This is a genomic window from Actinophytocola sp., from assembly GCF_035634895.1.
Taxonomy (GTDB): Bacteria; Actinomycetota; Actinomycetes; order Mycobacteriales; family Pseudonocardiaceae; genus Actinophytocola.
In genome coordinates, this window is sequence record NZ_DASQCC010000135.1 from 1 (window position 1) to 11,869 (window position 11,869).

The window sequence follows — 11,869 nt, forward strand, 5'->3', positions numbered from 1 at the left end:
GATCAAGGCGGTGCTGGCGGTCAAGCACGGCGAGGTGCCGACGAACCTGCACCTGGAGACGCCGAACCCCGTCGTCACCCTCGACGGCCCGGTCCGGCCGGTGCGGCAGCGCCAGGAGCTGCGTGGCGCGCCCGACGCGCCGCGGCGGGCCGGCGTGAGCGCCTTCGGCTGGTCCGGCACGAACGCGCACGTGATCGTCGAGCAGGCGCCCGCACCGGCCGTCGAGGCGGTCGCGGCGCCGGAGTGGCAGCTGCTCACGCTGTCCGCCACGGGGGACACCGCGCTGCGTGCGGTGGCGGCCCAACTCGCCGACCACCTGGCGGCCACCCCGGACCTCTCGCTCGTGGACGTGGCCCACACCGTCCAGACCGGACGCGCGGCGTTGCGGACGCGGCACGCCGTGCTCTGCCGGGACGTGCCGGACGCGATCACGACGCTGCGCGGCGAGATCACCGGCGTGGAGACCCCCGGTGGCAAGGTCGCGGTCGGACTCCTGCTGCCCGGTGACTCCGCCCTCGCGTCGGTCGCCGGCCTGGCCGAACCGGCCTTCCTCGCGGCACTGGAAGAATGCGGCGGCCCGGCCGGCGCCGGTGCGCACGCGGCGGCGTTCGCGGTCGAGTACGCGCTCGGCACGCTGCTGCGTACCCGGGTCCCGGTGGCCGCGGTGTTCGGCGCCGGGGTCGGCGCGTACGCGGCGGACTGCCTCGCCGGGACGCGGACGGTCGCCGACGGGCTCGCGCTCGCCCGGGCGCTCGACGGCGGCGCGACGCCGATCCCGGCCGGAGCCGGCACGGCGCCGCGCATCCCGGTCGCGGCCTCGGCCGAGGAGCTGGCCGGCCGGGTGGACGTCGTCGTCACGCCGCGGTTCGGCACCCGCGCGGAGTGGCTCGCCGAGCTGGGCCGGCTGTGGGAGCGGGGCGTCGCGGTCACCTGGCCCGACGGGCGCCTGGCCGACCTGCCGACGTACCCGTTCCAGCGCGTCAGGTTCTGGCCGGAGCGGACGATGCCGTCGACGTGGGCGCCCGGTGACGCGATCGTCGAGGTGGCGGGGCAGCGGTTCCCCCGCCCGGACATCGCCGTCCCGTTCCTGGCGCCGCGCACGCCGACCGAACGCGCGGTCGCCGAGGTGTGGCAGAGCTTCCTCGGCGTCGACGCGATCGGCGTGGACGACCCGTTCTTCGAGCTGGGCGGCACCTCGGTCCTCGGGCTCGGCGTGATGAACCAGCTGGCGAAGCGGTTCGAGATCGACCTGCCCGCGGCCAGCCTGTTCGAACGGCCGACCGTGGCGTTGTCCGCGGAGCTGATCGACATGATGCTCGCCGGCGCGGCCCAGACGTCCACAGTGGACACACAGTCCGCGCGGGGGGCCCGCAGGAGGGCCATCGCGCAGGCGAGGAACCGGGCGTCATGACCGCGGAGCTGGCGCCGCCGGACTCGGCCACCGACATCGCGATCGTCGGCATGGCCGGGCGGTTCCCGGGCAGCCGGGACGTCGACGAGATGTGGCGGAACCTGCGTGCCGGCAGGGAGTGCGTCACGTGGTTCAGTCCCGAGGAGCTGCTCGCCGCCGGCGAGGACCCGGAGCTGATCGCCGACCCGGCGTACGTGCCGGCCGCCGCCGTGCTGGACGACATCGACCTGTTCGACGCGGCCTTCTTCGGTTACGGGGCGCAGGAAGCCGCGCTGATGGACCCGCAGCAGCGGCTGTTCCTCGAAGGGGCGTGGCACGCGCTGGAGGACGCCGGCATCGACCCCGACCGCGCACCCGGCCTGGTCGGCGTGTTCGCCGGCTGCCAGCAGAGCACCTACATGATCTACAACCTGATCCTGCACAAGGAGCTCGTCACCGGGGCCGGCAAGCTCGGCATCGGTCTCGGCAACGACAAGGACTCGCTCACCAGCCGGGTCGCGCACAAGCTGGGCCTGACCGGGCCGGCGTTCAACGTGCAGGCCTACTGCGCCACCTCGCTCGTCGCGGTGTCCGTGGCCTGCAGCAGCCTGCTCACCGGCGAGTGCGACGTCGCGCTCGCCGGCGGCGTCGCGGTCGAGGTCCCGCACCGGGTCGGCTACCTCTACCAGCCGGGCGGCATCTCCTCGTCCGACGGTCGGTGCCGCTCGTTCGACGCGACCGGCGAGGGCACCCCGCACGGCACCGGCAACGGCCTCGGCGTCGTGGTGCTGCGCCGGCTCGCCGACGCGGTCGCCGACCGGGACCGGATCTACGGCGTGATCCGGGGCTGGGCGGTCAACCACGACGGCGCGGCCAAGGCTGCGTTCACCGCGCCGGGGGTCGCCGGTCAGTCCGGGGTCGTGGCCGAGGCCTTGGCCGCGGCCGGCCTCGATCCGTCCGACGTGGACTACCTGGAGGCACACGGCACCGGCACCGCGCTGGGCGACACCGTCGAGGTCGCCGCCCTGCAGCAGGTCTTCACCGACTCCCCACTCGCGATCGGCTCCACGAAGCCGAACTTCGGGCACCTCGACCGCGCGGCCGGTGTCGCCGGGCTGATCAAGGTCGCGCTGTCGCTGACCCACGACGAGATCCCGCCGACCATCAACCACGAGCGGCCCAACGAGCAGCTGGCCCGCTCCGGGGGGCGCATCGAGGTCGTCACCTCGGCGCGGCCGTGGCCGCGTGGTGCGCGACCGCGCCGTGCCGGCGTGAGCGCGTTCGGCCTCGGCGGGGCGAACGCGCACGTGGTGGTCGAGGAGGCGCCGGAACCGTCCCGCTCGGGCGCTATGCCGCCGAGGGAGCACCAGGTGCTGGTGTGGTCGGCCCGCACCGAGGAGGCGGCCGACGCGGCGGGGGAGCGGCTGGCCGCCATGCTCGCCGGCGAGTTCGGTGAGTCCGGTGTGGACATAGCCGACGTGGCGTTCACGTTGCAGGTCGGGCGGAAGGTGTTCCCCCACCGGCGAGCGGTCGTGGTGTCGTCGGCCGAGGACGCCGTGACGGCGTTGCGGTCGGACCGCGTCCGGTCCCGGGTCGAGGCGGCTCGTGGCCGGGCGGTGACGCTGACCGGCCCGGAGGAGGTCGTCGGGGAGGCGCTGACATGTGTGCGGGCCGGTGACGACGTGGCGCTGGCGGCCGGTCCCGGCGACCGCGCCGCCGACGTGCTCGCCGAGCTCTGGCTGTCCGGTGTGGACATCGACTGGCACGCCCACCACGAGGGCCGGTGCCCGAGGAAGGTCGCCGTGCCGAGGTACGGCTTCCAGCGTACGAGCTACTGGATCGACCCGCCCACCGACGCGGCCGGCAGGCGGGCCGTCTGACCATGACGCGTGCCACCGCCAACCGCTGGCTGCCCTACGGGGAGCCGGATACGCTGCTGCCGCGGGTGTTCTGCTTCCCGCACGCCGGGGGCGGGGCGGCGAGCTTCGGGTCGTGGCGGGGCCTGGGTGGCCGGCTGGTGGTGTGCCCGGTCCAGCCGCCGGGGCGGTCGGAACGGTTCCGCGAGGCGGCCCACCACGACGTGGAGTCCTGTGTGGACGACGTGGTCGCGTCGACCGGCCACCAGTTCACCGGCGACTATGCCTTGTTCGGGCACAGTGCCGGCGCGTTGGTGGCCTACCGGCTCGCGCACCGGCTGGTCGCCGAGGGCCGGCCACCGGCGCACCTCTTCGTGTCCGGCCGCACGGCGCCACACGTGCCCTACGACCGGCCGACGCTGCACGACCTGCCGGTCGGCGAGCTGGTCCCACACCTGCGTGCCCTGGGCGGCACCCCGGACGTGGTCCTCGACGACCTGGGGCTGCTCGGGGTGTTCCTTCCCGTGCTGCGGGCCGACTTCGCGCTGAACGAGACCTACCGGCACGCCGCGCCGTCGCCGCTTCCCGTGCCGCTGACCGCGTTCGGCGGCGCCGACGACCCACGCGCCCGCCCCGCCGAGCTGCGTGCGTGGGGCGCGTTGACCAGCGCCCGGTTCGAGACGCACCTGTTCCCCGGCGGGCACTTCTACACCGAACACCACGCGAGTGGCCTGCTGGCCGTGATTCGGCGAGCGTTCAAGCACCGGAAGGAAGAACCGTGACCCTGTCAATCAGCCGGAAGCCGCTGCTGCCCGAGGCGTTCGCCAAGCACCTCGCGGGCCAGCTGACCGGAACGGGCCCCACCGTCACGACCATCGCGCCGTGGACCGGTGAGCCGCTGGTGGACGTGCGCACGTCCACCCCCGCCGATGTCGAGGCGGCGTTCGCCAAGGCCCGGGGGGCACAGGCGCGCTGGGCCGCCACCCCGGTGGCGGAGCGGGCCAAGGTCTTCCTGCGCTACCACGACATCATGCTGCGCAACGAGCAGATCATGGACCTCATCCAGGCGCAGACCGGGAAGACGAGGTTCATCGCCTTCGAGGAGACGATCGACTGCGCCGGCATGGCCCTGTACTACGGGCGAACCGCGCCGCGGGTGCTGGCGCCACGGCGTCGCAAGGGTGGTCTCCCGTTCGCGACGAGGGTGACGGAGCTGCGGCACCCGAAGGGCGTCGTGTCCGTGATCGCGCCGTTCAACTACCCGATCTCGGACGGGATCTGCGACGTGATCCCCGCGTTGGTCGCCGGCAACGCGGTCGTGTTCAAGCCGGACACGCAGACCGCGCTGGCGCCGCTGCTGGCGCGCGAGCTGATGATCAAGGCGGGCCTGCCCGCGGGCCTGTGGCAGATCGTGGTGGGGGAGCCGTCGGACATCGGCGAGGCACTGATCGAGGGTGCCGACCACGTGTGCTTCACCGGTGGCAACGCGGCCGGGCAGCGGATCGCGGTCGAGGCGGCGAAGCGCATGATCGGCGCGACGATGCAGCTGGGGGGCAAGAACCCGACGCTGGTGCTGGCGGACGCGGACCTGGACAAGGCGGTGCCCGCGCTGGCGAGGGCGGCGTTCGTGAGCGGCGGTCAGATGTGCCTGTGCGCGGAGCGGATCTACGTGCACGAGTCGCTCTACGGCGAGTTCCTGTCCCGGCTGGTCGCGCACACCCGGGATCTGAAGATCGGCCCGGGGTTCGACTTCAACGTGGACATCGGCTCCCTGTCCCACCAACGCCAGTTCGACAAGACGGCCGGCCACGTGTCCGACGCGGTGGGCCACGGGGCGAAGGTGGAGGTGGGCGGCCGCGCGCGGCCCGACCTGGGTCCGTACTTCTACGAGCCGACGGTGCTGACGGGTGTCACGCCGGCGTGCGAGATCCACACCGAGGAGACGTTCGGCCCGGTGGTGTCGGTCTACCCGTTCAGCACCGAGGAAGAGGCGCTGCGCCTGGCCAACGACACGAAGTACGGCCTGAACGCCAGCGTCTGGACGAAGGACGTCGAGCACGCCCACGAGCTGGCGGCCCAGATCAAGTCCGGCGCGGTCAACATCAACGAGGGCTACGTGTCCACCCACATCTCCTACGACGCCCCGATGGGCGGCCGGAAGGCGTCCGGCTACGGCCGCCGGCACGGTGAGCAGGGTCTGCTCACACTGTGCGACGTGCAGATCGTCGCCAGCCAGCACGGCATCAGCTTCGACCCCAAGCCGGGCCAGACCCACGAACAGCAGGCGAACCAGGTGGCGACGATCTACAAGCTGATGAAGAAACTCCGCCTGAAGTAACCCGGCCGACGGCCTGCCGCCGCTCCCGCGGCGGCAGGCCACTGAGCACGGGCAGACCCGTGCGTTCGCGTTGTCAGGAAAGAGCGGAAAAAAAGGAGGGGCCTCTCCGGACGAAACCCGGAGAGGCCCCTGACGGCAGGCGTGGTCAGCTCGGTGTGGCAGGGCTGACCGGGGCGCGCCGCCGGGCGGAGCGGCGTGCCCCGGTCAGCCAAAGCATGAAGTGGTTCATCCGCGGCATGTGTTGGCTGGACCACGCGACCCACTTGAGCTGGGCCGTCGGTATCACCGTACCCCGTCCGCGCTCGATTCCCCTGCAGATCGCCTCGGCGGCCGCCGCCGGGGTGATGACCGGCACCATCCGCGCGATCTTCGGCAGGTGCTCCTCCGAGCCGGGGTTGTTCTCGAAGTAGCTGCTGCTCACCGTCCCCATGACGATCTCGGTCGCGCCGACACCCGTGCCGCGCAGGTCGCTCTTCAGTGCCAGGTCCAGTCCGCGCAGTGCCCACCGCGCGCTCGCGTACCCCACCGCGCCGGGCCACACCGCGCGCGAGACCCCGGAGTTCACGGTCACGATCCGCCCCGACCGCCGCTCGATCATGTCGCCGACGAAGGCACGGGTCATCAGCAACGCCGCCACGTAGGGCACCTTCGCCATGTCCAGCAGCTCCTCCGGCGACGCGTCCTCAATGGACACCCACCGCCCGGAACCCGCGTTGTTCACCAGCACGTCCACCGAACGACCGTCCGCGCGGACCGACTCGGCCAGCAGGCCGACCGCCTCCGGGTCGCCGACGTCGCACGCGTACACGTGCGCCCGGATCCCCAGCTCCGCGGCCAGCGCCTTCAGCTTGGTCTCACCGCGGGCCACGAGCAGGACCGTCGCGCCACGGGCATGCGCCGCCCGGGCCACGGCCTCGCCGATTCCGCTGGACGCCCCGGTGATCAGAACAGTACGGCCGACAAGCTTCATGAGATCCCCGTCAGTGGTGGTGGTGCTTCTGGTACCCGCAGGCCGGGCAGGCGGCCCGCTCCCGCAGCTTGCGTGCCCGGATGCGCTGCACCTTGCTCATGACCTTCGACCCGATGCTGCCCGGCGGCGGCACGATCCCCAACTGCCGCGCGGTGAACAGGCAGTCGTAGATGGTGACGTTGTGTGCCAGCAACCCGTCCCGGAACTGCCACTCGTCGACACACCGGACGCTCATGGACTGCCCGGTCGCGGCCAGGCCGGTGTACGGCCAGTCCTTCGACAGCGTCCCGGTCATGGTGTAGCGGGCGATCCCCAGCGCCTCGACCGGCGACGGGATCGGCTCGCTCACCCGGGTGACCTTGAGGTCGGGGTAGGACGTGGCGAACGCGTTGATGAGCTTGACCAGCTCTTTCCGTCCCCGGACGGGGTACGGCACGCTCGGGTCGATCCACACGACGTCGTCGGTGCAGGTGTCCGCGACAGCCTCCGCGTCCAGCGCGTCCCAGGCGGCGAGGTTCCGGTCGGCCCAGTCCTGTAAGAACGCCGGGTCGAGTCCTCCGGACTTCTTGGCCGAGGCCCTCGATATCGGTGTGGCCATGGTTGGTTGTTCCTCCTGCCGGGATTCCGGTGTCGCTGGTCAAGAATTCTCCGGCGGCGCGTCGTGGACCGGCCAGTGCTGCGGTCATCCGCCGGGATGCGAAAGTGCCTGACTTTCCCCTCACCGCCTCATGGCGGGCATATGTGTTCTTCATGCCGGCCGCTGGAACGGCCACCCTGACCTGCGGCTAGTCGAAAACAGACTGATCTTCGGAAACCATGGTCATGAATTTCGGCGGTGGGTCGGAGGGGTTCCCTGCCAGTGACCGGACGTGTGACCATGAATTCTCAGGCCCTTGGTTCGGAGAGAAATAACCATGAAATTCTTCGTGCTCGGATCGTTGGCGGTGACCGACGGCGCGACACCCGTCGACCTCGGCGGGCTCAAGCAACGTGCCGTACTCGGCTACCTCCTCCTGCACGCGAACCAGGTGGTCCCCAACAGCCGCATGCTCGACGCGCTGTGGGACGGACAGCCCCCGTCGACCGCGCGCAAGATGGTCCAGAACGCCGTGTCCGCGATCCGCCGCGTGCTGGCTTCGGCCGAGCAGACCTGCTCGGCGGAACTGGTCACCCATGCCCCCGGCTACCAGTTGCACGTGGCGCAGAACGACACGGACATCCACCGCTTCCGCTCGCTCGTCCACAAAGGACGCGACGCGGTCGGCTCCGGCGCGGCCGTCCGCGGCGCCCACCTGCTCCGCGAGGCACTGTGCCTCTGGCGCGGCAGGGCGCTGGCCGACCTGGTCGAGCAGGGCACCGTCTGGTCCGAGCTGAGCGCGGTGGAGGACGAACGCCTGACGGCGCAGGAAGACTGCTTCGACGCCGAGCTCCAGTGCGGGCGCCACCGCGAGATCACCCCGGAGCTGGAGGTGCTGACCGCGGCCGAGCCACTGCGGGAACGCCTGTGTGTCCAGTTCATGCTGGCCCTCTACCGTTCCGGCCGTCAGGTCGACGCGCTGAACGTCTACCGCCGGACCAGGAACGCGTTGGTGGACGGTCTGGGGATCGAGCCCGGTCCCGAACTGCAGGCCCTGCAGCACCGCATCCTGGACCACCACTCGTCGCTCCAGGTGCCCGCCTACGCCTGAGCCGGCGGGCGGACATGAATTCTCCACGTTGGACCCATTACCCGGTCATTTTCCCGTCCATTCCCGGATAATGCCCACTGGAATCGGGAGTGCGCCGATTGCGCGCCGCGAAGCGCGGGATGCACCATGAGGTGACGTCCACGCCAGGAGGCCGCGGTGTCCATCGGAATTCTCGGTACCGGCTCGTACGTGCCCGACTGGGCGGTCACCAACGATGAGATCGCCCAGCGAGTCCCCGGCGCCACGGCCGAGTGGATCGAACGCAAGACCGCGATCAGGTCCCGCCACTTCGCCGAACCCGGCGAGGCGACCTCGGACCTGGCGGCCCGCGCGGCGGTGCGCGCACTGGAGCACGCCGAAGTCTCGGTCGACCGCATCGACTTCCTCATCGTCTCGACGTCGACCCCCGACTTCCCCCAGCCGCCCACGGCCTGCCTGGTGCAGGACCGGCTGGGCGCCTACGGGGCGGCCTGCTTCGACGTCAACGCGGTCTGCGCCGGCTTCGTGCACGCGCTCGTCCTGGCCCGCACCCTGGTCTCGCACCGGCCCGGCGCGCACGCGCTGGTCGTCGGCGCCGACCTCTACTCCCGCATCCTCGACTTCGACGACCGCCGCACGGCGGTCCTGTTCGGCGACGGCGCGGGTGCCGCGGTGGTGGGCGCGGTCCCGCCGTCCCGCGGCGTGATCGACTTCGACCTGGCCAGCCGCGGCGACGCGCACGGCCTGATCAGGGTCGAGGCCGGCGGCAGCCGGCACCCGGCGTCGACCAAGACGCTGGCGAACGGCGGGCACTTCTTCCGGATGGACGGCCGGGACGTCACCGAGATCGTCCTGCACGAGGTGCCGCCGTTCGTGGACAAGCTGTTGGCCCAGGCGGGCGTGAGCGCCGACGAGGTGGCCCATGTCGTGCCCCACCAGGCGAACGGCGTGCTGCTCGCGGAACTCGTGCGGCGGTGCGGGCTGGGCGGTGCGCGGACCCACCGCACCGTCGAGAAGTACGGCAACGTCGGCAGCGCCGCGATCCCGGTGACGCTCGACGAGGCGAACCGGGCCGGCGGGCTGGCGGACGGCGAACTCGTCCTGCTGCTCGGTTTCGGCGGCGGCATATCCATGGGCGCGTGCCTGCTGCGCTGGGCCGTGCGACAAGGAAAGTGAAAATCTGCGATGAACAGGATTCGACGCGTCGGCATCGTCGGCTGCGGGGTGATGGGCGCCGGTCTCGCCGAGGTGTGCGCGCGTGCCGGGCTCGACGTGCTCGTCGCGGTGTCCCGCCCGAGCCGGGTGGCGGACGGCCGCGGCAAGCTCGTCACCTCGCTGGACAACAAGCTGCGCAAGGGAAAGCTGTCCGAGGCGGAGCGGGACGCGGCGCTGTCGCGGGTGTCGTTCACCGCGAGCCTGGCCGACTTCGCCGACCGCCAGTTCGTCATCGAGGCCGGCCCCGAGCAGGAGTTGGTGAAGCTGGACGTGTTCGCGACGCTGGACAAGGTGGTCGCCGATCCCGGCGCGATCCTCGGGTCGAACACGTCGTCGTTCCCGATCGTCCAGCTCGGACGGGTCACCGACCGGCCGGGAATGGTGGTCGGCACGCACTTCTTCAACCCGGTGACCGTGCTGCCGCTCGTCGAGCTGGTCGGCTCGGTGCTGACCGAGGAGTCGACGGTCGCGACCGCGGAGACGTTCGTGACCGACGTGCTCGGCAAGCAGGTCGTCCGCACCAAGGACCGGTCCGGTTTCGTGGTGAACGCCCTGCTCATCCCGTACCTGCTGTCGGCGATCCGGGTGTACGAGTCGGGCGTGGCCTCGATGGCCGACATCGACAAGGCGATGAAGCTGGGCTGCGCGCACCCGATGGGGCCGTTCGGCCTTTCGGACCTGATTGGACTGGATATCGTCCAGGCCATCAGCGAGTCGCTCTACCGTGAGTACCGGGAGCCGCACTACTCGCCGCCGCCGCTGCTCGCGCGGATGGTGTCGGCCGGGCTGCTGGGCAAGAAGTCCGGTCGCGGCTTCTACGACTACACGCCGGCTTCGACCGAAAGGGCGGCAGCAGCATGAGCGGAGCGCACCGACGGCCACGGAGCGAGGGGGCGGCATGACCGTGGTGGACTTCACCGAGTACCGGATGCGCATGCGGGCGGGCGTGCCGTCGGTGCGGCGCGCCTACTACCTGGTCGGCCTGACGCAGGCGGTGCGCCGCGACGACGTCGACCGGGCACTGCGCCGGCGCCTGGCCGACGCGATCCGCGCCAGGGAGCCACATGCGGTGGTGCACGACCCGGTGGAGACGTGGCACCGCGCGTCGGCCCCGGCCGGCACGGACCGGGTGGCGGAGTTCCACCGCCTGACCGACCTGGCGGCCGGCAGCCAGGTGTGCGTCGCGTTGCTGCCGACGCCGGAGAGCGTGACCGACGCGACCGCCGAGCTGCAGGCCGCCCGCCGAGGCGGCGCGACGGTGGTGGCCATCACGGGCGAGTCCGGCGACTTCCTGGTGCGTGCCTTCGCCACGGTCGTCCTGCCGGACCTGTCCGCGTTCACGGACTGGGTGCGGGCGGCCTGACCTGCGCACCGGACCGTGGTCCCACCACGGCGACCTGACTCAGCCCACGGCCCCCAGGAACCGGCCGCTCACGTCCACGGCCACCGCCGAGGTGTCGCCGCCTTCCATCAGCACCGCGAACGCGACGTCTCCCCGGTAGCCGGCGAACCACCCGTGCGCCGGCTCGCCGGCGCCCACCTCGGCCGTCCCGGTCTTGCCGTACACCTGCCCGTAGCCGGCCAGGCCCTTCGCCCGCCCGGACGTCACCACGTCCCGCATCATCGTGCGCAGTGAGCGGATCACGTTGGCCGGCGGCGCCTGGTAGCCCACGTTGACCGTCGTCGGCTGGTCGTGCCACAGCTGCGGGGTGACGGCCCCGCCGGCCGCCACCGTCCCGGTCGTCAGCGCCAGGCCGAGGCACGAAACCTGCACGCGGCCCTGACCGATGCTGTTCTCCACCTGCTCGGTCCCGTTCAGCGGGTCGGGCACGCTGCCGGTCTCGGTGTCGATGCCGGGGATGGTGAAGTCGGCGCCGAGGCCGAACTGGTCGGCCGCGTCGCCCAGTGCGGCCGGCGGCAGCTTCGCGCCCTCCATCGCGAACGTCGTGTTGCACGACATCGCGAACGCCCTGCGCAGCGGGCCGTCCGGCAGGTCGAAGCCGGCGTTGTCGATGGTCCGCTGGTTGACCCGCGTCGAGCCGGGGCACGGGACGACCGTGTCGACGTCGGCGACCCCGGACTCGACCAGCGCCGCCGCGGTCGCGATCTTGAACGTCGAACCCGGCGGGAACAGCCCGGTCAGCGGCGACTCACCCGCCGCGGAGTTCGCCGCCACGGCCAGGATGCCGCCGCTCGACGGCTGGATCGCCACCAGCATCGCCGGGTTCTGCTGCGTGTCGACCGCCGCCTGCGCCGCCTTCTGCACCGGCACGGAGAGCGTCGTGCCCCGTGGCGCGGTCCTGGTGCCGAACAGGACCTCGACCTCCGCGCCCGCCGTGTCGACCAGGGCCACGGACCAGCCGCCATGCCCGCCGACGACCCGGCCCATGGCGGGGGTCAGCCCCGGCGCGACGGCCGGGTCCGCCGGCGTCG

Annotated in this window: 11 protein-coding genes; 8 read left to right on the forward strand and 3 right to left on the reverse strand. The window is 72.0% G+C overall.

Translation table 11 applies throughout. From position 1 onward, the window contains the following. From VET29_RS19455 to VET29_RS19470, 4 genes are all read left to right on the forward strand, one after another. Positions 1-1,411: ketoacyl-synthetase C-terminal extension domain-containing protein (locus tag VET29_RS19455; protein WP_324922351.1), on the forward strand; the 1,411-nt coding region annotated here is incomplete at its 5' end. Continuing rightward, the gene (locus VET29_RS19460; RefSeq protein WP_324922353.1) at positions 1,408-3,270 is read left to right on the forward strand and encodes a type I polyketide synthase; all 1,863 of its coding nucleotides are present in this window, start codon (positions 1,408-1,410) and stop codon (positions 3,268-3,270) included. The genes VET29_RS19455 and VET29_RS19460, both read left to right, overlap by 4 nt. 2 nt (positions 3,271-3,272) lie before the next feature. Beyond that, positions 3,273-4,028 carry a thioesterase II family protein gene (locus tag VET29_RS19465; RefSeq protein WP_324922355.1) on the forward strand — a complete coding sequence of 252 codons (756 nt, stop codon included), beginning with the start codon at positions 3,273-3,275 and terminating at the stop codon, positions 4,026-4,028. After that, entirely contained in the window at positions 4,025-5,584 is a 1,560-nt protein-coding gene (locus tag VET29_RS19470) for a succinic semialdehyde dehydrogenase (protein ID WP_324922357.1), read from the forward strand. Before VET29_RS19465 ends, VET29_RS19470 begins: the two co-directional genes overlap by 4 nt. A 145-nt stretch (positions 5,585-5,729) precedes the next feature. Here the strand turns inward: VET29_RS19470 and VET29_RS19475 are convergent, their stop codons facing one another. Together VET29_RS19475 and VET29_RS19480 are read right to left on the reverse strand one after the other, a co-directional pair. After that, complete coding sequence (locus VET29_RS19475) at positions 5,730-6,554, reverse strand: SDR family NAD(P)-dependent oxidoreductase (RefSeq protein ID WP_324922359.1); 825 nt, start codon at positions 6,552-6,554, stop codon at positions 5,730-5,732. 10 nt (positions 6,555-6,564) lie between these two features. Further along, a complete protein-coding gene (locus VET29_RS19480; RefSeq protein WP_324922361.1) occupies positions 6,565-7,152 on the reverse strand; it encodes an ester cyclase in 588 nt (195 codons plus the stop codon). 316 nt (positions 7,153-7,468) lie between these two features. Between VET29_RS19480 and VET29_RS19485 the strand changes: the two genes are divergently transcribed. The 4 genes from VET29_RS19485 to VET29_RS19500 all read left to right on the forward strand — a co-directional run bounded on the left by VET29_RS19485 (position 7,469) and on the right by VET29_RS19500 (position 10,799). Next, positions 7,469-8,242: an AfsR/SARP family transcriptional regulator gene (locus VET29_RS19485; RefSeq protein ID WP_324922363.1), complete on the forward strand. Its 774-nt coding sequence runs from the start codon at positions 7,469-7,471 to the stop codon at positions 8,240-8,242. A gap of 156 nt (positions 8,243-8,398) precedes the next feature. Beyond that, the gene (locus VET29_RS19490; protein ID WP_324922365.1) at positions 8,399-9,397 is read left to right on the forward strand and encodes a ketoacyl-ACP synthase III; all 999 of its coding nucleotides are present in this window, start codon (positions 8,399-8,401) and stop codon (positions 9,395-9,397) included. A gap of 9 nt (positions 9,398-9,406) precedes the next feature. Beyond that, positions 9,407-10,297, forward strand: a complete 891-nt coding sequence (locus tag VET29_RS19495; RefSeq protein WP_324922367.1) for a 3-hydroxybutyryl-CoA dehydrogenase — start codon at positions 9,407-9,409, stop codon at positions 10,295-10,297. A 37-nt stretch (positions 10,298-10,334) separates the two neighbouring features. Further along, positions 10,335-10,799, forward strand: a complete 465-nt coding sequence (locus VET29_RS19500) for a hypothetical protein (RefSeq protein WP_324922369.1) — start codon at positions 10,335-10,337, stop codon at positions 10,797-10,799. Between the two features lie 39 nt (positions 10,800-10,838). Here the strand turns inward: VET29_RS19500 and VET29_RS19505 are convergent. Next, the coding region (locus tag VET29_RS19505; protein ID WP_324922371.1) for a penicillin-binding transpeptidase domain-containing protein at positions 10,839-11,869 on the reverse strand (1,031 nt) is incomplete at its 5' end.

Excerpts from the sequence above, each read along its gene's own strand:
- VET29_RS19460 (WP_324922353.1), top strand. The coding sequence starts at position 1,408 with ATGACCGCGGAGCTGGCGCCGCCGGACTCGGCCACCGACATCGCGATC.
- VET29_RS19465 (WP_324922355.1), top strand. The coding sequence starts at position 3,273 with ATGACGCGTGCCACCGCCAACCGCTGGCTGCCCTACGGGGAGCCGGAT.
- VET29_RS19475 (WP_324922359.1), bottom strand. The coding sequence starts at position 6,554 with ATGAAGCTTGTCGGCCGTACTGTTCTGATCACCGGGGCGTCCAGCGGA.
- VET29_RS19480 (WP_324922361.1), bottom strand. The coding sequence starts at position 7,152 with ATGGCCACACCGATATCGAGGGCCTCGGCCAAGAAGTCCGGAGGACTC.
- VET29_RS19485 (WP_324922363.1), top strand. The coding sequence starts at position 7,469 with ATGAAATTCTTCGTGCTCGGATCGTTGGCGGTGACCGACGGCGCGACA.
- VET29_RS19495 (WP_324922367.1), top strand. The coding sequence starts at position 9,407 with ATGAACAGGATTCGACGCGTCGGCATCGTCGGCTGCGGGGTGATGGGC.
- VET29_RS19500 (WP_324922369.1), top strand. The coding sequence starts at position 10,335 with ATGACCGTGGTGGACTTCACCGAGTACCGGATGCGCATGCGGGCGGGC.